The sequence below is a fragment of the Nonomuraea fuscirosea genome (genome assembly GCF_035917475.1).
Taxonomy (GTDB): domain Bacteria; phylum Actinomycetota; class Actinomycetes; order Streptosporangiales; family Streptosporangiaceae; genus Nonomuraea; species Nonomuraea fuscirosea.
In genome coordinates this window covers 619220-635919 of the sequence record NZ_CP109074.1, presented here as the reverse complement: position 1 = coordinate 635919, position 16700 = coordinate 619220, and the positions used below count along the sequence as shown (strand labels likewise).

At 68.2% G+C, this 16700-nt stretch carries 16 protein-coding genes and 3 pseudogenes; 4 read left to right on the top strand and 15 right to left on the bottom strand.

Annotated elements, in window-relative coordinates; translation table 11 throughout:
* Positions 1–113 precede the first annotated feature (113 nt).
* Together OIE67_RS02975 and OIE67_RS02970 are read left to right on the top strand one after the other, a co-directional pair.
* A complete protein-coding gene (locus OIE67_RS02975; RefSeq protein ID WP_326636394.1) occupies positions 114–1214 on the top strand; it encodes an integrase core domain-containing protein in 1101 nt (366 codons plus the stop codon).
* 9 nt (positions 1215–1223) lie between these two features.
* Complete coding sequence (locus OIE67_RS02970; RefSeq protein WP_326636392.1) at positions 1224–1763, top strand: MFS transporter; 540 nt, start codon at positions 1224–1226, stop codon at positions 1761–1763.
* A gap of 457 nt (positions 1764–2220) precedes the next feature.
* Here OIE67_RS02970 and OIE67_RS02965 read toward each other — a convergent pair whose 3' ends face one another.
* The 11 genes from OIE67_RS02965 to OIE67_RS02915 all read right to left on the bottom strand — a co-directional run bounded on the left by OIE67_RS02965 (position 2221) and on the right by OIE67_RS02915 (position 11823).
* Complete coding sequence (locus OIE67_RS02965) at positions 2221–2604, bottom strand: PPOX class F420-dependent oxidoreductase (protein ID WP_326636390.1); 384 nt, start codon at positions 2602–2604, stop codon at positions 2221–2223.
* 11 nt (positions 2605–2615) lie between these two features.
* A complete protein-coding gene (locus OIE67_RS02960) occupies positions 2616–3530 on the bottom strand; it encodes an NAD-dependent epimerase/dehydratase family protein (RefSeq protein ID WP_326636388.1) in 915 nt (304 codons plus the stop codon).
* Complete coding sequence (locus OIE67_RS02955; RefSeq protein WP_326636385.1) at positions 3527–4132, bottom strand: dihydrofolate reductase family protein; 606 nt, start codon at positions 4130–4132, stop codon at positions 3527–3529. Before OIE67_RS02955 ends, OIE67_RS02960 begins: the two co-directional genes overlap by 4 nt.
* An 11-nt stretch (positions 4133–4143) precedes the next feature.
* Positions 4144–5301 carry an FAD-binding oxidoreductase gene (locus OIE67_RS02950; RefSeq protein ID WP_326636383.1) on the bottom strand — a complete coding sequence of 386 codons (1158 nt, stop codon included), beginning with the start codon at positions 5299–5301 and terminating at the stop codon, positions 4144–4146.
* Between the two features lie 9 nt (positions 5302–5310).
* Positions 5311–6165, bottom strand: a complete 855-nt coding sequence (locus OIE67_RS02945; RefSeq protein ID WP_326636381.1) for a helix-turn-helix domain-containing protein — start codon at positions 6163–6165, stop codon at positions 5311–5313.
* Between the two features lie 46 nt (positions 6166–6211).
* Positions 6212–6820, bottom strand: a complete 609-nt coding sequence (locus tag OIE67_RS02940; protein ID WP_326636379.1) for a hypothetical protein — start codon at positions 6818–6820, stop codon at positions 6212–6214.
* 97 nt (positions 6821–6917) lie between these two features.
* Positions 6918–7583 (bottom strand): transposase, encoded by a 666-nt coding sequence (locus OIE67_RS02935; RefSeq protein ID WP_326645189.1) that lies wholly within the window; start codon positions 7581–7583, stop codon positions 6918–6920.
* A gap of 172 nt (positions 7584–7755) precedes the next feature.
* Positions 7756–8058 (bottom strand): hypothetical protein, encoded by a 303-nt coding sequence (locus OIE67_RS02930; protein WP_326636377.1) that lies wholly within the window; start codon positions 8056–8058, stop codon positions 7756–7758.
* 140 nt (positions 8059–8198) lie between these two features.
* On the bottom strand, positions 8199–9941 hold the full coding sequence (locus tag OIE67_RS02925) for an FAD-binding protein (RefSeq protein ID WP_326636375.1): 1743 nt from the start codon (positions 9939–9941) through the stop codon (positions 8199–8201).
* A gap of 13 nt (positions 9942–9954) precedes the next feature.
* Positions 9955–11139, bottom strand: coding sequence for an MFS transporter (locus OIE67_RS02920; protein ID WP_326636374.1), 1185 nt, complete (start codon positions 11137–11139; stop codon positions 9955–9957).
* Positions 11140–11187: 48 nt separating this feature from the next.
* A complete protein-coding gene (locus tag OIE67_RS02915; RefSeq protein ID WP_326636373.1) occupies positions 11188–11823 on the bottom strand; it encodes a mycothiol-dependent nitroreductase Rv2466c family protein in 636 nt (211 codons plus the stop codon).
* A gap of 120 nt (positions 11824–11943) precedes the next feature.
* On the opposite strand from OIE67_RS02915, the gene OIE67_RS02910 reads away from it, so the two are divergent.
* Complete coding sequence (locus OIE67_RS02910) at positions 11944–12903, top strand: LysR substrate-binding domain-containing protein (protein ID WP_326636371.1); 960 nt, start codon at positions 11944–11946, stop codon at positions 12901–12903.
* Positions 12900–13202, top strand: coding sequence for a hypothetical protein (locus OIE67_RS55320; RefSeq protein WP_407674885.1), 303 nt, complete (start codon positions 12900–12902; stop codon positions 13200–13202). Before OIE67_RS02910 ends, OIE67_RS55320 begins: the two co-directional genes overlap by 4 nt.
* Here the strand turns inward: OIE67_RS55320 and OIE67_RS02905 are convergent.
* The 4 genes and pseudogenes from OIE67_RS02905 to OIE67_RS02895 all read right to left on the bottom strand — a co-directional run.
* Positions 13163–13914 (bottom strand): annotated as a pseudogene (locus tag OIE67_RS02905) (IS3 family transposase); the annotation flags it as partial. The gene OIE67_RS55320 and the pseudogene OIE67_RS02905 sit on opposite strands and share 40 nt — an antisense overlap.
* A gap of 332 nt (positions 13915–14246) precedes the next feature.
* Positions 14247–14489, bottom strand: a complete 243-nt coding sequence (locus tag OIE67_RS55315; protein WP_407674884.1) for a transposase — start codon at positions 14487–14489, stop codon at positions 14247–14249.
* Positions 14490–14644: 155 nt separating this feature from the next.
* Positions 14645–15921 (bottom strand): annotated as a pseudogene (locus OIE67_RS02900) (IS256 family transposase).
* 134 nt (positions 15922–16055) lie between these two features.
* Positions 16056–16571, bottom strand: a pseudogene (locus OIE67_RS02895) (transposase family protein); the annotation flags it as partial.
* Positions 16572–16700 lie beyond the last annotated feature (129 nt).

Sequence of the window (16700 nt, the reverse complement as noted above, 5' to 3'; positions counted from 1 at the left end):
GTGCGCCTGCCGATAATTACATCCGCCCAGGTCATAACCCTGCAAGGCTTCGCGTGGCGGCGCGAGCTCCGGCCACCCACGAGACGGAACCAAGTGCGGCAGGATGATCGGCCGTGCTTCTTCGCCTGGCTTACCTCATCGTCACGAACACTTTCGCCGCACTGCGGTTGCTGCCCATGGGCGATCGGGACAAGGACGTGGAGATACTTGCCCTGCGTCACCAGATCACCGTCCTCAAGCGCCAGCTCGGCACCGACACCAGGGTCAGATTCGCACCCGAGGACCGAGCCTTTCTCGCCGCCCTGCTGACCTCGCTGCCCCGCTCGATCCTGCGCCGACTGCGGCTCCTCGTCCAGCCGGACACCGTCCTGCGCTGGCACCGCGATCTGATGAAACGACGTCACGCGCGTGCCTGCCGGCCGAAACGGCCCGGGCGCCCGCCCATGGTGCGCTCTATCCGCGCCCTCATCGTGCGCCTGGTCCGGGAGAACCCCGGCTGGGGCTATCGGCGGGTTCACGGAGAGCTCACCACGCTCGGCATCAAAGTCGCACCGTCCACGGTGTGGGAGATCCTCAAGCAGGAAGGTTTCGATCCGACGCCCGAGCGGGCGGCCACCACGTGGGCCGACTTCCTGCGCTCGCAAGCCGACGCCCTGCTGGCCTGCGATTTCATCGAGACCGTCACCTTGAACGGGCAACGCCAGTACATCATGGCGGTCATCGAGCATGCCACCAGGCGTGTCCGTGTGCTCGGCACCACCGCGCACCCGAGCGTGAGCTGGGTCACCCCGGCGATCAGGAATCTGGAGATGGATCTGGACGATGCGGACTGCAGGGCGCGCTATCTGATCCGAGACAGGGATGGGAAGTTCCCAGCCCTCATGGACGAGGTCCTCGCCGACGCCGACATCAAGATCGTGCTCACCGGTGTCCGGATGCCGCGGATGAACTCGATCATGGAGCGGTGGGTGCAGTCGTGCCGTCACGAGCTTCTCGACCGCTGCCTCGTATGGAACGAACGCCATCTGCGGCACGCCCTGCGCGAGTACGCACACTTCTACAACCAGCACCGAGCACATCAAGCCCTGAACCAAGCAGCGCCACTGCGCGCCGTCCCCGATCCAATCACAGATCCAGAGCGAATCACCGACCTGAATGTACGCCGACGAGACCGGCTCGGCGGCCTCCTCCACGAGTACTCACATGCGACTTGAACTGCATGGATGGAATTTTCGGCAGGCGCAGGGCTGCTGCTGTTGTGCGGCCGGATGGCGGATCTGCTGAGCCGCCGCCGCGTCTTCCTCATCGGGGTGGCTCTGTTCGGGGTGGCCAGCCTGGCTTGCGGGCTCGCGCAGGAGCCGTGGCAGCTCGTTATCGGGCGGTTCGTGCAGGGTGCGGGTTCTGCGATGGCCGGCCCAGCGGCGATGTCGATGATCACGTTGCTGTATCCGGGGCCGGAGGAGCGAGCCAAGGCGCTGGGCGTCTGGGGCGGCATCGCGGCTCTGGGCGGGACCTCGGGCCTGGTGCTGTCCGGGGCGCTGACCGACCTGGTGTCCTGGCGGGGGATCTTCCTGATCAACCTGCCCATCGTCGCCGTGGCCCTGGCGCTGCTCCCGCGCCTGATCCCCGAGTCCCGTGCCCCCGGCCGGCGCCGCCTCGACGTTCCCGGCGACCTTCAGGTCCGCCATCCGGCTCGCTCCACCCGACAGGGCGGTCATCGACTCCAGGAACTGCGGCACCCACCCATCACCTCCAGGATCTGATCTCCGATGTCGATCGGGGGCAGCATGGCCGCCACCCGCTTGCGCAGATCGATCAGCGACGTCCGCCCAGAGCCGTTCCGCGAGAAAGCCGTCTCTCTGTCGACATCCTCCAGCGTCCGCCAGCGGCGGCCTGAAGTCGCTGGACAGACGAACCATCCAGGGCTTCCAACGCCTGCATCGGGATGAGCGAGGGCAGCCGAGGCCAACCTCCTTGCCTGAAGTCCTTCTGGACCTGTTCACCCAGCACGGCCCCGACGCTGCCGATGACGAACCCGCGACAGCGGTGAACCGGGACGAACCTTCTGCCATGCATGACCGCTCGAGCAGATCCGGGCCGCCTACTTGCCTGACGTGACTGACACGCCTTCAACCGCGCTGACCAGCAGATTCGCTCTGGCCGCCCGTGTACCCGTGCCTCCGGCGCCGCAGCGGCGGCGCGTGCGCCGGGCGCACACGTTCAGCCCATCCCGACCTTCTGGTGTTCGGGGTCGATGACGAAGACGGTGCGGGGGCTGTCGTGGGGATAGGGCTGGTCGGTGTACTTCGCGGCGATAGCGTCGATGATTTCCCAGGTGGCGTCGCCTTCGATGCGGTCGACGACTCGGCCGCGGACGACGATGGGCTCGAACCACTTGGCGGCGGGGACGATGGAGATGGCGACGCGGGGGTCGCGTGCGAGGTTGCGGGCCTTGCGGGTGTGCGGGCCGGTGAAGAAGATGACCTGTTCGCCGCGGGCCGCGACGTACACGGGTGTGCTGTGCGGCGCGCCGTCGGGGCCGATGGTGGCGAGGTGACCGAAGGACGCGGCGTCGAGGGCGGCGCGTACGGCGGGTTCCAGCATGGTGAGACTCCTCAACGGGGATTGGTGGTTCGCCAGTCGACGTAGTCGGCGACGGCGCGGTTGATGTCGAACTCCGGCGTGAATCCGGTGTCGGCGGTGAGCCGGGTGATGTCCAGGTACGGCGCGGGGCCCAAGGTGCGGCCAGGAAGCAGGTCGCCGGCGATCTCCGGGCGGACGGCCTTGACCGCCTCGACGAACTCGCGGTTGCTGACCGGTTGCCCGCTGGACACGTTGTAGACGGTGTGCGGCAGCGTCGGAGCCGTTGTCAGCAAGGCGATCGCGCGGCCCGCGTCCGGTGCGTAGCAGGAGTCCTCGGCGGCGTCGTCGGGCAGCGCCGGCGGTGTTTCGCCGCGCAGGACCGCGCCGATGTACGGCGGTTTGGGGCTGAAGGCGGACTCCGGATCCATCAGCGGCCCCCACGTGCTCCCGATGCGCAGCAGCACCGGCTGTACGTCGGTGCCCTGCAGGGCGTGGGTGACGATCGGCTCGGCGGCCTTCTTGAACGCGATGATGAGGTGCGGGTAGTCCGCCACCGGGAGCGGCAGGTCCTCGGTCCAGCAGATCTCTGGCCGGCCGATGTAGTTGCCGATGCTGCTGGCCACCGCGAATCGTCCTACGCCCCAGGTCCGAGCCGCGTCCAGCGCGTTCAGCAGGCCGGTCAGATCGGTGCGGAAGAACGACACCGGGTCATCGCCCGGGATGCTGCCGGCCAGGTGCACGATGTCGCTGATCTCGTACCGCTTGCCCAGGGACAGAAACTCCTCCCGGTCGGTCACGTCCAGCGTCTCCACCGTCGCCGCACCGGCGAGGAACGACGGTAGGTCGGATCGCCGGTGCGAGGTGACGATCACCTCCTGACCCAGGTCCAGGAGCGCGCGGGCGGTGTGGGCGCCGATCATGCCGAGCCCGCCGGTGACGAGGATCATCGGACCACCTCGTAGCGCAGGTGCGTCACGCCCGGAGCCGGGACGGCCTCGAGCAGGCGCAGCTCGACATGCTGGGGAAGTGCCTGGAAGAACGGGTGCCCGCCGCCGAGCAGGACCGGGACCTGGTGCAGGACGATCTCGTCGACCAGCCCGGCAGCCAGCGCGGAGGTGACGGCACCGCCGCCCATGATGCCGACATCCTTGCCGTCGGCAAGCTTGCGGGCGATCTCGACCGCCGCGTCGATGGTGGAGGCGACCGTCTGCGTCGGATGCAGCTCCGGCACCGGCCGGTGGGTCAGGACGACGAGCGGCGCGTTCGGGTGCGGACTGCCGTCGCTGAAATGACTGGAGTGTTCGTACGTGGTTCGCCCGCAGATCACGGCGCCGTCCCGGCCCGCGAGCTCGTCGAAGATCCGGGCGCTCTCCGGGCTCAGCTTGAACCCGTCGCCGAACACCTTGCTCGGGGTGTCACCGTCGAAGTACCAGTCGAACAGCATGCCGGCATCGCCGAGCCCGCGGCCGAACTCGTCGGCGCCCTCCGGCGTCCGGCCACTGATGTAGCCGTCGACCGAGACGGCGAGCGCCGCCACTACCTTGCTCATGGAACGTCCTTTCAGAGTGCTTGCGGAAAGTCGAAGAAGCGGTCCGGGTCGTAGAGTTGTTTCACCGCGCGGAGACGGTCGAGGTTCTCGCCGTGGTAGGCCGGGGGGCCGTTGGCCAGGGCTGGATCCGGGAAGTTGGGATACACCCGGCCGGAGCCGTCTTCGTGGGCGATCGCCCATGAGGTGTCGACCCAGCCGGGCGTGCCGACGTGCTCGAGGAGGAACCGTTCGTTGCGGTGGGCGAACGCGGTGGCGTCGGGACCGACGCGGTTGTAGGCACCGCCCATCGCGGTGAACGACAGCCGCCCACCAGGCTGGTGATCCAGCAACTCGGTGAGAACCCGGTCCGAGAGCGAACGGGCAAAGAATTCGGATCGGGTGTGGTGCTGCTGCACCGGCTCGTTGAAACTCCCCTTCAGCTCAGGCAGCGACATGCCGCCCCGCAGGTCGAACGGAATCTCGTGCCCGGCCAGATCGCTCAGCTCCCGGACGAGCTCCCGGGTCGGCTCCACCGCGAGAAGCGAGGCACCGACCAGACCAGCCCGTACACCTATCGTGAGGTTGACGGTCAGGTTGTCGGGGATTTCGGGGGCCCAGGCTTGCCAGGCCGCGGCCAGAAGTTCGGGGTCCGGGGGAGCCCACTGGGCGGAGATCCGGGTGATCGGAGTAGCCGGAACGGTTTTGAAGTGGAGTTTGGTGACCACGGCGAAGTGGCCGCCGCCGGCCCCCCGGAGCGCCCAGAACAGATCGGGCTCCCGAGTGGCATCGCAGTCGGCAATGGTGCCGTCGGCAAGAACGACCTGCGCGCCGATCAGCCGATCGCACGTCAGCCCGTGAGCGCGGCCGATCAGGCCGATGCCCCCACCAAGAGTCAGCCCGGTGATACCGACTGTCGGACCGCAGCCGGCCGGAAGCGCCCGACCCGCGGCGTCCAACGCCGGATAGACCTCACCAAGTACAGCGCCGGCTTCGATCGTGGCGACATCGCCGACAACGCTGATCGACCGCAGGCCCGTCATGTCGAGCACGACGTCGGCCCCCGACAGGCGATCGGTGAAGCAGTGACCGCCTCCGCGCGGCACCAGCCGCGCACCGGACTGCCGTGCGTGCTTGATCGCGGCGACAACCTCCGCGACCGACCGGCACCGCACTACCTGGCGAGTGATCATGCTCCGACCTTAGGAGCGCGGCACCACCGGGTTCTTGAACAAATCGCGCATCCCGGCCAGGAACGGCAGGTACGACCCCGAGTGGTCGTGCTCACACCCGCAGCGGTTCACGTTCATGCCGAGCAGCTGCGTCGGCGTCAACCCGGTCAGCCGCAGGCATTCCCGGCTGAGGTGGGCCTGATCGGCGTACCCGGCATCGATCGCGAGTCCTGCGGTCCCGTCCGTCCCGCGCCGTCCGGACGGCGCCGCGCCGGCCTGCGCCAGGGCGAGAAATCCCTGGAACCGCAACGTCCGCTGCAACACCTTCGGCGTTATCCCGACCGCCTGCAGACACCGTCGCCGGAGCTGGCTCGACGACAGTGCCAACTCCGAAGCCAGTGAGTCGATCGACACCGACTGCCACGGCATCAGTCCCCGGACGGCCTCTCGCACCAGTGGATCCAGCCGATCGGCGCGGAACTCGTTCAGCAGTTGCGCCTGCAGGTACAGCAGCGCTCGCTCCGGCGACGTCTCCTGAGCCATCCCCTCGACCAGCCGATCCGCGGTGTGCCCCCACAGATCCGCCAGGCTGAGCTGCTGGTCGACCAACTCGTCCAACGCCGCCGGCAGCGGAGGAGCAGTCCCCGGATGGAACCGTACGCCGACCAGCGTGGTGCCGGCCGGAATCACCTCACGGGCCGGTCGCGTCAGCGGCCCGAGCAGTCGCGGTCGCTCACCAAGCGGGAAGTGGATCTCGACCCCGCCGGTCGGCAGATGCCGGTGGACGTGGTCGGTCGCGCCGATGCGCTGGATCCACACGGTCCGGACCACTCCGGAAAGCCCCCGCACCGGCAGGCTCTCGACGTACGCCTCCACTGTGGCCACACCCGCACTGAATCGGTGGCGCCGGGGTGGTGTCAACCAGATTCGCTCAGGACCGAAAAGGAAATGTGCCGATCCCTTGACCCGGCACCCCGATCGGGGAGGTCCAGGAGCCCAGCCCCCCTGTCAGCTCAACGAGCCCTTGGGCTTGCCGTAGCTGGAGGAGTTCTGTGCCGTTCGGGAAGCCGGTTGGCGAAGAACGCGCGGGTGTCGTGGACGAGAAGACCCGGCGCCTGGTGGGCGGCGTAGTGACCGCCCCGGTCGTAGGTGTTCCAGGACACGATGTCGGCATGGTCACCGTTCGCCTGGATACGACCACCACCACCGCTGTGCGCATCCACTCCAACGGCGAGACCTTCTTGCCCGCCGGCACGCCGTCCTGGCCGATCCAGGCCGTCAGCCGGTGCCGTACCCAGCCGGGGACGTGACGGGTCTCCTCCGAGCTGGACCAGGTGTAGGTCCACCGGCTGTCATCCGGCCGCACGTCCAGGCCGTGCGGCACGTCCCGCACGGTGGCGCCTGCGTCGAAGAACGGCTTGAGCAGCCACCGCAGGTAGCTGGCTGTCATCCGGCGCAGCACCGGTGCCTCCAACCGCAGCCGCTCGCAGGCCTCCAGCCGGTCGCGTTTCGATCCGGGCGTCGCCTGCAGCGGCCACATCGGCGAGGTTCGGGAGTGCTCGCGGCTGGGGCGGCGGGTCTCGCGCGTGTGCGTGGGAGCGTCTCTTTCTCCCCGAGGGGGAGAAAGAGTGGGGGGTTCACTTAGAGCCTGGTGACAAAGGCTTAAGTGTTGGCGGGCATGGGCCCGTAGAGAGCAGGTCCGATCTTGTTGATGTAGCCCTGGTGGGACCATTGGGACAGCTGGACGCGGAAGCTGTTGACGTTCTCGATCCCGAGAATGGCGGCCAGTTCACTTCCTCGCCAGGCGTGCCAGGGCTGAGCCCGAGCGTCTCCACCACGACGTGCCGCTTCTGCCCCTTCAGCTTCTTGCCCGCGTCGTAGCCGCAGGCCACCGCGCCGACGGTCTCAGCGGCTCGGACCGTCTGGGAGTCGATGCACCCGGCGGTCGGCAATTCGGCCCGTCCGGCCAGGATGCGCAGCCGGCCACGCAACCTCCCGGCCAGCCGTTCGGGCAGACCCCGCCGCGACCAGCGCACGAAGAACGCATACACCGCCTCATGCGGCGGGAAGCCGACCGGCAGGGCCCGCCACTCGATCCCGTACCGGGTCACATACCCGATCGCGTCCAGCACCGCGCGCAGGTCATGCACCATCGGCCGGCCCGACACCGCGACCAGCTCAGCCATCACGCCCCGCGCCTCAGGCACCAGCACCGACCACTCGGCATCGGCCAGATCCGACGGGTATGCCGGTATCCGGCCGCGACATGCGCATCCCGGTGAGGCGCAACCGCTGGCGCTCACGGCCGCGGACGTGTAGACAGACAACAACGGGCTCCTGGCCGCTGAGCTGCTTAGACACCACCTCAGCTACCGGGAGCCCGCTCCTGTTCACCGGTCAACAGCCCAACCATGACCACACCCCGGCACGATCCTGACCCAAGCCCCGACACCAAATCCCATTGTCAGCAGGCTCTTAAGAGGGAAGCGCACAGGAGCCGACGAAGAACTCCGCCGCCTGTCCTATCCACTCAGGACTGCGCCTGCCATCGGAGCGGCCGCTCGACGTTTGGCTGATGACGTCGCTGCCGTCGTAGGCCCGTGTGCAGCGCGTCTTGTCGATGGTGGCTTCCTGCGCGTTGAGGAACGTGTGCGTCTCGGCCCCGCGCGTGGCCGCCTTGCAGAGGAGCATCTCCTCATAGCAAGCGCCGGAACAAGCCGCCAACCCGACGACGAGGACAGGCAGCGCGAGCAGGAAACCTGTGGGGGTGACCATCACCCCCGCGTGTCCTGGGGCGGTGGCATCGGTGCTTATCGGCATAGGGAGCCAAATGTCACAACGGCACGAAGACAAATCGACGGAATTGAGTTTCAGGTACAAGTCCACGGCGAACCGTTGTGCGCCGACGACAAAACCCCTTACCCGTCCCGCCTCGGGAAGACCTCGTAGCCGGGGGTGAGGACGCGGCCGGGGTCATACGCCTGCTTGGCGGCGGCGAGCTGGTCCCACACCGGACCGAAGTGGGCCTGCCAGTCGCGGGCGGACATGGGTAGGGCGCTGGTCGGGTTGAGCGTGCCGCCCGCCGCCACGACCCGCTCGTACACGGTGCGGTTGCCGGCCACCATGGCGGCGACCGTGTCGGCGGGGCCCGGTACCGGAATTCGCATGAGGTTCATCGCGAACGCCACCGGCTCCGCGGGGAGCCGGAACAGAGGGCTGCGCACGGCGCTCGTCCGCAGCGGCATGATCGAGACGGTGCCGTGGTCGCCGACGGCCAGCCCGGCGAGCGTCTCGGCCAGGACCGCACCCGCGCGGGACGCACCGACGAAGGTGAACAGCCAGGGGTGCGGAGAATCCCAGCGCCCGACGCCGCGCAGCTCGTTCTCCAAGGGCGTGAACCGGTCGGTGTAGGTGCGGTAGTCCTGTGTGCCGATGGTCGCCTTCGCGCGGTCGTCGGCAAGTCCCGCGAGCATGGCGTCGTCGTTGGGCACCTCGCCGGAGAACAACGCCGATCCGTCGACGAGGTAGGTCCAGCCGCCATCCCGGCCGGGGATGGCGCGGCTGTGGAGGTAGTCCCATCTGCCCTCGTCGAGGAGCAGGCGCTGGTCGGTGAGCATCGTGTCGAGGTCGGAGTAGACGAGCTGGTACCTGCGGACGGTCTCGGGCGCCGTCGTCAGTCGCAGAGTCGCCCGCGTGATGACGCCCACCTGGCCGAGTCCGGCGCGTACGGCGTCGATCAGGTCCGGGTGCTCGTCGGCTGAGCAGGTGCGGACGTGTCCGTCGCCGGTGACGACCTCGAGCGCGAGCACGGAGTCGCTCATGACGCCTTGCCGCCAGCTGGTGCCGCCGACGCCGCCGACGGTGACGGTGCCGCCGATCGTCAGGTCGAGGTACTCGGGGAGGATCGGTGGGGTGCGGCCATCGCGAAGCGCGGCCGTGAGGACGTCGCGCCAGGTCGCGCCCGCGTCGACGACGATCCGGTCCGCGCCGACGTGGTGGATCGTGTTGTGTCCGGACATGTCGATGACAACGCCGCGATCGACCTGGGACCGGCCGTACACCGAATGCCTCGCGCCCTGGGCAGCGACCTGCCTGCCGGAGCCGGCCGCCCACCGCACGACGGCGGCGACGTCCGCGACCGAGCCGGGGCGGAGCACCGCCTCGGGGACGGTGTGCACCACGTGGCCGAAGTCGGCTGCGGCCCGCTCGCGGGTGGCCGGGTCGCGCACGAGCTCGCCGTCGAGCGGAGGCTGGTCGAGGTCCTGGGGGTACCAGCGGAGTTCGACGGTGTTGCCGTCGGGATCGTGGACGTAGATCGACTGGCCTTCGCCGCGGGCGCCCGAGCGGACGACCGGCCCCTGGACTACGTCGAGGATCCCGGCGCCGATGACCGCCGGCCAGTCGAGCGGCGCCACGACCAGGCAGATGTGGTCCACATTGGACTCCCCACGCGGACGTTCCACGAGGTCGATGATCGTGGCCGCATCGACGCGGACCGATGGGAAGGAGACCTGGTCGCGGCGCCACTCGTCGACCCGCTCCATCTCGAGGCCCAGGATGTCGTGGTAGAACCGCAGCGAACGGTCGGCGTCCTCGACGTTCAGGACTATGTGGTCCAGTGCCGTCACGCGGATCGCCCGGCTGTGCGTGGTGGTGTTCACGTATGTACCCCTTTCAGGTGTGCGCGGCGTCGCGGTGCGAGCCGAAGGCGGTCAGCAGTGCGATCACCGTCAACGCGACGCCGAACCACACTGCGCCGATGGTCCCGAAGCCGCCCGCGAACAGTCCGCCGAGCAGCGCGCCGAGTGCGATCGAGATGTTGTAGCCCATGGTGTTGAGCGACATGGCGGCCTCGAAGGTGTCCGGGGCCGCGGCGAGCATCATGTTGACCTGGCAGAGGTTGGCGGCGCCGAAGGACACCCCCCACACCACGACGGCGACCGCCAGACCCGCCGGGCTGCCGCCGATCACCAGGAGCAGTAGCAGTGCGGCAACGAGCCCGGTGCAGGCGACGACGAATGTCGCGCGCATGTTCTTGTTGACCGTGTGCCCGGCGACGAAGTTGCCGATCGCGCCGCCGACGCCGAAGACGATCAGCAGCCCGGTCACCCACGCCACCGACGCCCCGGCGCGCTCTTCCATGAAGGGGCGGATGAACGTGTACGCGCCGAAGTGCCCAAGCACGTACAGCGCGACGGTGGTCATCACCACCCGCAGCCGCCCGTTCCGGATCGGCAGCGCGAACACCTCCCGCACCGGGATGGCGCTCTGGGACGGCAGCGACGGGAGCGTCAGCACGACGGCAAGGAGCACCACCACGCTCAGGCCGCTCCAGATGAGGAACGTGGTGCGCCAGTCCGTGAGGCTCTCGATGAACGTGCCCAGCGGCATGCCCACGACGGTGGCGATCGACATGCCGGAAAGCACGACCGCAGCGGCCTTGCTGGCTTTCTCACCGGGGACGAGCCGCATTGCCATGGCGACGCCGATCGCCCAGAACACGCCGTGCGCGAACCCGGTGACGAGCCGGGCGGCCAGGATGATCGCGAAGTTCGGCGACACGGCCGTGACGAGGTTGCCGACCGCCATGATCGCCAACAGCGTGGCGAGGAGCGCGCGGCGGTTCACCGTGCGGCTCCAGGCGACCAGGAACGGCACTCCGACGCCAGCGGAGATGCCGTAGAGCGTCACCATCATGCCCGCGAGGCCGACGGAGACGGACAGTCCCGCGCTGACCGGGGTGAGCAGCCCGACGGGCATCAGCTCGGTGGTGACGAAGACGAACAAGCTCGCGGTGATGGCCGCGACGCCCAGCCACGCCCGGAACTCTGAGCGCGGTTCAGTACTGACAGTGGTCATATGTGTCCTTAAGAACGTCCCCCGCACGAGCGGGGAGAGGGTGCGAGGTCAGGAGAAGCTGGGTTCGCGGTCGCGGCCGCGCTTCAGCTCGAAGAACCCGTCCGTCCCGGCGACGGTGACGACCCCGTCCCACAGCGCACCCGCGGCCTCGCCGCGCGGCGCCGGGGTGACGACGGGACCGAAGAACGCGATCCGGTCACCGGCGGGACCGGGAACGTGGATGACGGGGGTGCCCACCTCGCCGCCGACCGGAGCCATCCCCGCGTGGTGGCTGGCGCGCAATGCCGTGTCGTAGCCGGTGTCGTCCGCCGCGTCGACGAGCGTGTCCGGCAGGGCGACGGTACGCAGCGCGGCGAGCATCATGTCCCGGCCCAACCCGGCGCCCTCGAGATGGATCCGCGCTCCCATCGCCTCGTACAGCGGGCGCAGCACCGCTTCGCCGTGTTGTTGTGCCGCGGCGACGCACACCCGCACCGGGCCCCAGCCCTCGATCTGCGCCTGCCGGTACTTCTCCGGCACCTCCCGGTTCTCGTTGAGGACCGAGAGGCTCATGATGTGGAACCGTGTCCGCACGGGCCGGACCCGCTCGACCTCCAGCAGCCACCGCGACGTGATCCACGCCCACGGACAGCGCGGATCGACCCACACGTCGATTGCGGTCACGTTCCCTGGCGTATCAGCCATGACGATCCGTACACCTCCGAAGTCCCGATGTGGCATTGCCACGACTCGAGTCTTGCGGTGCGCCAACGATGAGTCCAACGCAATGTTGTCACTGCAGCAATGCTGAACCATCATTGATCCATGGAGCTCCAACAAATGCGTTACGTCCTCGCCGTCGCCGAGACGAACAGCTTCACCCGCGCCGCGGAGCAGTGTCTGGTCGTTCAGTCGGCGCTGAGCCGCCAGATCGCCAGCCTCGAACGGGAACTGGGCGCGCGACTGTTCGACCGCACCAGCCGCCACGTGCGCATCACGCCGGCCGGGAAGGCGTTCGTGGCAGCGGCCCGCGAGAGCCTCAACGCCGTGGAGCGGGCGGTCGCCGACGTCGCCGCGGTGACCGGCGAGGTGCGCGGCAGGCTCGCCCTCGGCCTCATTCCCACCGTGGCCGCCGTCGACATCCCGGACGCGCTGAGCCGGTTCCGCGACAGATATCCCCAGGTCCAGCTGAACATCCGTGTCGGCGGCAGCGAAGAACTCATCGAGCAGGTCATAGAGGGCAGGATCGAGGTCGCCTTCCTCGGCTTGCCCACCAGCGCGCGACCGGTGGGCGTCAACGCCCGTGAACTCGCCCGGGATCAGCTGGTCGCCGTCGTCGCCCCCGACCACCCACTGGCGGGCGAACCGGCCGTCGACCTCGCTCGGCTCTCTACCGAGACCTTCATCGACCTGCCGCCGCAATCCGCCGCACGGGCGCAGTCGGACGAGGCGTTCGCCGCCGCGGGTCTGAGCCGTGAAGTCGCGTTCGAGGTCACCACCGCGGACTTCATGATGGCCCGGCTCGTGCGGAAGGGACTGGCGATCGCGCTGCTGCCCTCGGCCTTCGTCCCCCACCTGACCGGTCTGGCCACCATCGAGATCACTGACGCACCTATGCGCGTCGAGTACCTCATCTGGAGCGGCGTCGGACGCACCCCGGCGGCGACCGCGTTCCTCGACCTGCTGGACCTGCCGGACCGCTGGCCGGCGCGGGATCGGCGATCTCCCCGTACGAGTAGCCGAACGCGTCGTACAGAACGAACACCCCACCCTCGGCAAGGCTGATTGTTTCCAGCACCACCAGCAGCGCCTTCGACGACGACTCGGCCCGCAGGACGGGGCGGGCCGATCGGGACGACCGGTTCGGGCAGCCACTGGCCGACGACGTCCGCGGCGTCATCTCCACGACCGTCCATAAGTTCGCCGACGCCGGCAAGAACCTCTCGACCCGGAGCAACATCATCGTGCTAGTCGATGAGACGCACCGCACCCAGTCCGACAGGAAGGAGTCCCGGGAGCTTCCCCCAAAACGTGGACACCGATTTCAGGCGGCGAGCTTCAGGTTATCTGCCGTCTTCTCGTAGTCGATCGGGCTGAGCTGGCCGAGGCGGGAGTGCCGCCGGACCGTGTTGTAGCGGGTGATCCAGCGGAAGACGGCCAGGCGGGCGGTGTGGACGTCGGGCCAGCCGTGTGCGCCCCGCAGCGTCTCGCGTTTCAGGCTCGCGTTGAAGGACTCGGCCGCCGCGTTGTCGCTGTGAAAGATCGCGCCGTCCAGATGTCCGTCCCGGGTGTGCGCCGCGGCCTGCAGCGCATCGACGACGAGCTCGGTGCGCATGTGATCGGCGATGGACCATCGCACCAGCCGACGCGACCACAAGTCCACCACGGTGGCCAGGTAGAGGAACCGGCCACCGCTGACGGGCAGGTAGGTGATGTCGCCGACGTAGCGGGTGTTCGGCTGCTCGGCGGTGAAGTCGCGCTGGATCAGGTCCGGCACGGGTGCCGCGTCGGGTTCCGGGATGGTGGTGCGGACCTTCTTGCGCAGCTGTAGCCCGGCGATGCCGTGCTCGCGCATCACCCGCTCCACCCGCTTGTGGTTGACCACGATCCCGGCCGCGCGCAGCTCGGCCGCCATCCGGGCGAGCCGTAGGTGCCCTCATGCTCGGCATGAACGCGCCGTACTCACCCGGCCAGTTGGTCGTCGGCCTGGCGGCGGACCAGCCGCGCCGCAATTCCCTTCAGCCACCGGTAGAAGCCCGAGCGTGACACCTGCAGCACCCGGCACAACCGCTTCACCCCGTAGAGCGCCTTGCGCTCAACAACCGGCCCCGCAAGATCCTCGGCTGGCGCACCCCCGCCGAGGTGTTCGACGAGCAGCTACGCTCGATCCAACAAGCCGGTGTTGCAACGACAGGTTGAACCCAAGCAGTTCGGATCCAGTGCCTTCACCCAGCGGGCCAAGAACTCCGGCCTGCTGCCCTCGATGGGGCAGCGTCGGCGATTGCTTCGACAACGCCATGATGGAGTCGTTCTGGTCCCGGATGCAGGTGATCTCGTTCCATCGCCGGTGGCAGGCAGCGCTTCGGTGTTGACGGCGTCGCCGCCAGAGCGACCAGTGCAGGGCGTGTTCAGGATGACAAAGGTCCCGTCTGCGACGGGGGCAGAGTGAGGATGCGTAGGAGTTCAATTCGACGGGACCGCCTTAGGATCGGGCGTCGCCGCTCGATGGCGTTAGTGCAGCAGATGGCCTTGCGGATCTTGACGTCGAAGACGGGGCAGGTCAGGAGCTCCGCCCAACCGCTGCGCCACAAGTGCAAAATGCCCGGGCACTTCTGCTCCCAAACCTCGAGAACTCGTAGAACCGCTTCAATGCCGCCCCCTGGACCGGACGGGGGCTTGAACGCACAACCGATCTTGCCTCAGCGCCCGCGGGCGACGTACCTGAACGAGTCGCGCAGCAGGTGGATCACACCTCTGAACGTTGGCGCACGGCGAGGAATCGTCAATACCTGTGGATCAAGTTCTTTCAGGCGGCTGTCGATTGCTCTTCGGTGGCTGATTCCTCGGGTCGTTCGATGAGCTTGCCCTTGCGGAACTTCGCCCCAGCGCGGACCAGGGCGACAAGGTGAGGTGCGTTGACCGCGCGCCAGCGGGCTTGGGCCGACTCGATCAGCTTGAAGGCCATCGCGAGCCCGGCCGCGCGTGAGCCCGGCCCCTTGGTGACCTTGGTGCGGTGCCGGACGGTGGCGAAGGTCGATCGATCGGATTGGTGGTGCGCAGATGCACCCAATGCTCCAAGGGGAAGTCGTAGAAGGCGAGCAACTCGTCCAGGTCGTCGATGACCTTGGCGACGGCCTTGGGGTATTTGGCGCCGTAGGCGGCCTGGAAGTCGCGGGCTGCGGCCTGGGCGTGTTCCTTGTCCTCGGCGTTCCAGATCTCGGCCAGGTGCTTCTTAGCCGCCGGATGCGCTGACTTCGGAAGCGCCCCCAGCACGTTGGAGATTTTGTGAAACCAGCACCGCTGCTCCTTGGCCTGCGGAAACACCTCCCGAAGCGCCGATTAGAAGCCGAGCGCGCCATCACCGATCGCCAGCACCGGGGCGCGCGTCCCGCGCCGCCTGCAGTCCCGCAGCAGGTCGGCCCACGACTCCGTCGACTCGCGGTAGCCGTCGGCCAAGGCGACGAGCTCCTTACGGCCGTCGGCACGCACGCCGATCATCACCAGCAGGCACAACTTGTGCTCCTCCAGCCGGATGTTGACGTGGATGCCGTCCACCCACAGATAGACGTAGTCCACCCCGGACAGGTCACGGCCGGCGAACGCGCGCTGCTCGCTCTTCCACTGCTCAGTCAGCCTGGTGATCACCGAAGCGGACAGCCCCGCGCTGGAGCCGAGGAACTGTCCCAGCGCGGGCACGAAGTCCCCGCTGGACAGGCCGTGCAGGTACAGCAGCGGCAGCACCTCGCTGATCTGCGGGGTCTTGCGCGCCCAGGCCGGCAGTATCGCCGAGGAGAACCGCTGCCGCTCACCCGTCTCGGCATCGATGCGCTTGTCGTTGACCCGGGGAGCTTTGACCTCGATCGCGCCGGCCGCGGTGAGGATCTCCCGCGGGGCATGCGAGCCGTTGCGCACGACCAGGCGCCGGCCATTCTCATCGCGCTCACCGGCGAAGGCGGCGATGTAGGCGTCCACCTCGGCCTGCAGAGCGGCGGCGAGCATCCGGCGGGCACCCTCACGGACAATTTGATCGATCAGCGAGGAGGAAGATCCGGCAGAGACGGGGTTGCAGTCGTCATCGGGCAGTTCGGGCACTACGGTAAGCGGCACGGGTGTGCCTTCCCGACCGACGTTGGCGCGTCGGCCTTATCTCGAAACCACATCGGATGATCCGGGAAGGTACACCCCTTCCCGGCAGATCCACAGGTTTCGATCATTCCTCCGGCCTGCTCCAGTGCTCTCAGGATGCCCCAGATGCGGGCGGCACTCAGGTCATGGGCTTTGCCCGGCAGCGCACCGGAGGTCCACAGAATCGTCCCGTCCGGTGAGGCGAGGACCTGCACGTTCATCCCATGCACGCGGTGCTTGCCGGAGAAGTACGGCCGGTCGGCCTTGACCCGGTCGATGTGGATCAGCGTGCCGTCCAGCACCAGGTAGTGCCGCCCGTCCCGCTTCGCTTTACGCAGTGCCTGTTCGAGCTTGGGCGAGCGCGCCGACAACAGCGAGACCGTCTCCTCTACGTACCGCCAAGCGGTCGCCGTCGACACCCCGAAACCGGCGCCGAGCTCGATGAATGTCTCGCCCTTGCGCAGGTAGACCAGCACCAGCAGTGCCTGTTGACCGGGGTTGAGCAGCCGCCAGCCTGACCCGATCGCCTTACGGTGCCGGCGGATCATCCCGGCGACGTAGTCCAGCGTTGAACGCGACAAATCGACGGCGGCACGATAGAAAAGCATCCGAGGCCCCTGGTTGTGACGGATCTGGTTGTGGTGATCAATCCATCTACCAGGGGTTTCTTACGTCGTCAGGCGAACGCCAGACTAGCGATCACGCTGTGACCAGCACCCCGCCGCCAGGGGGATGAA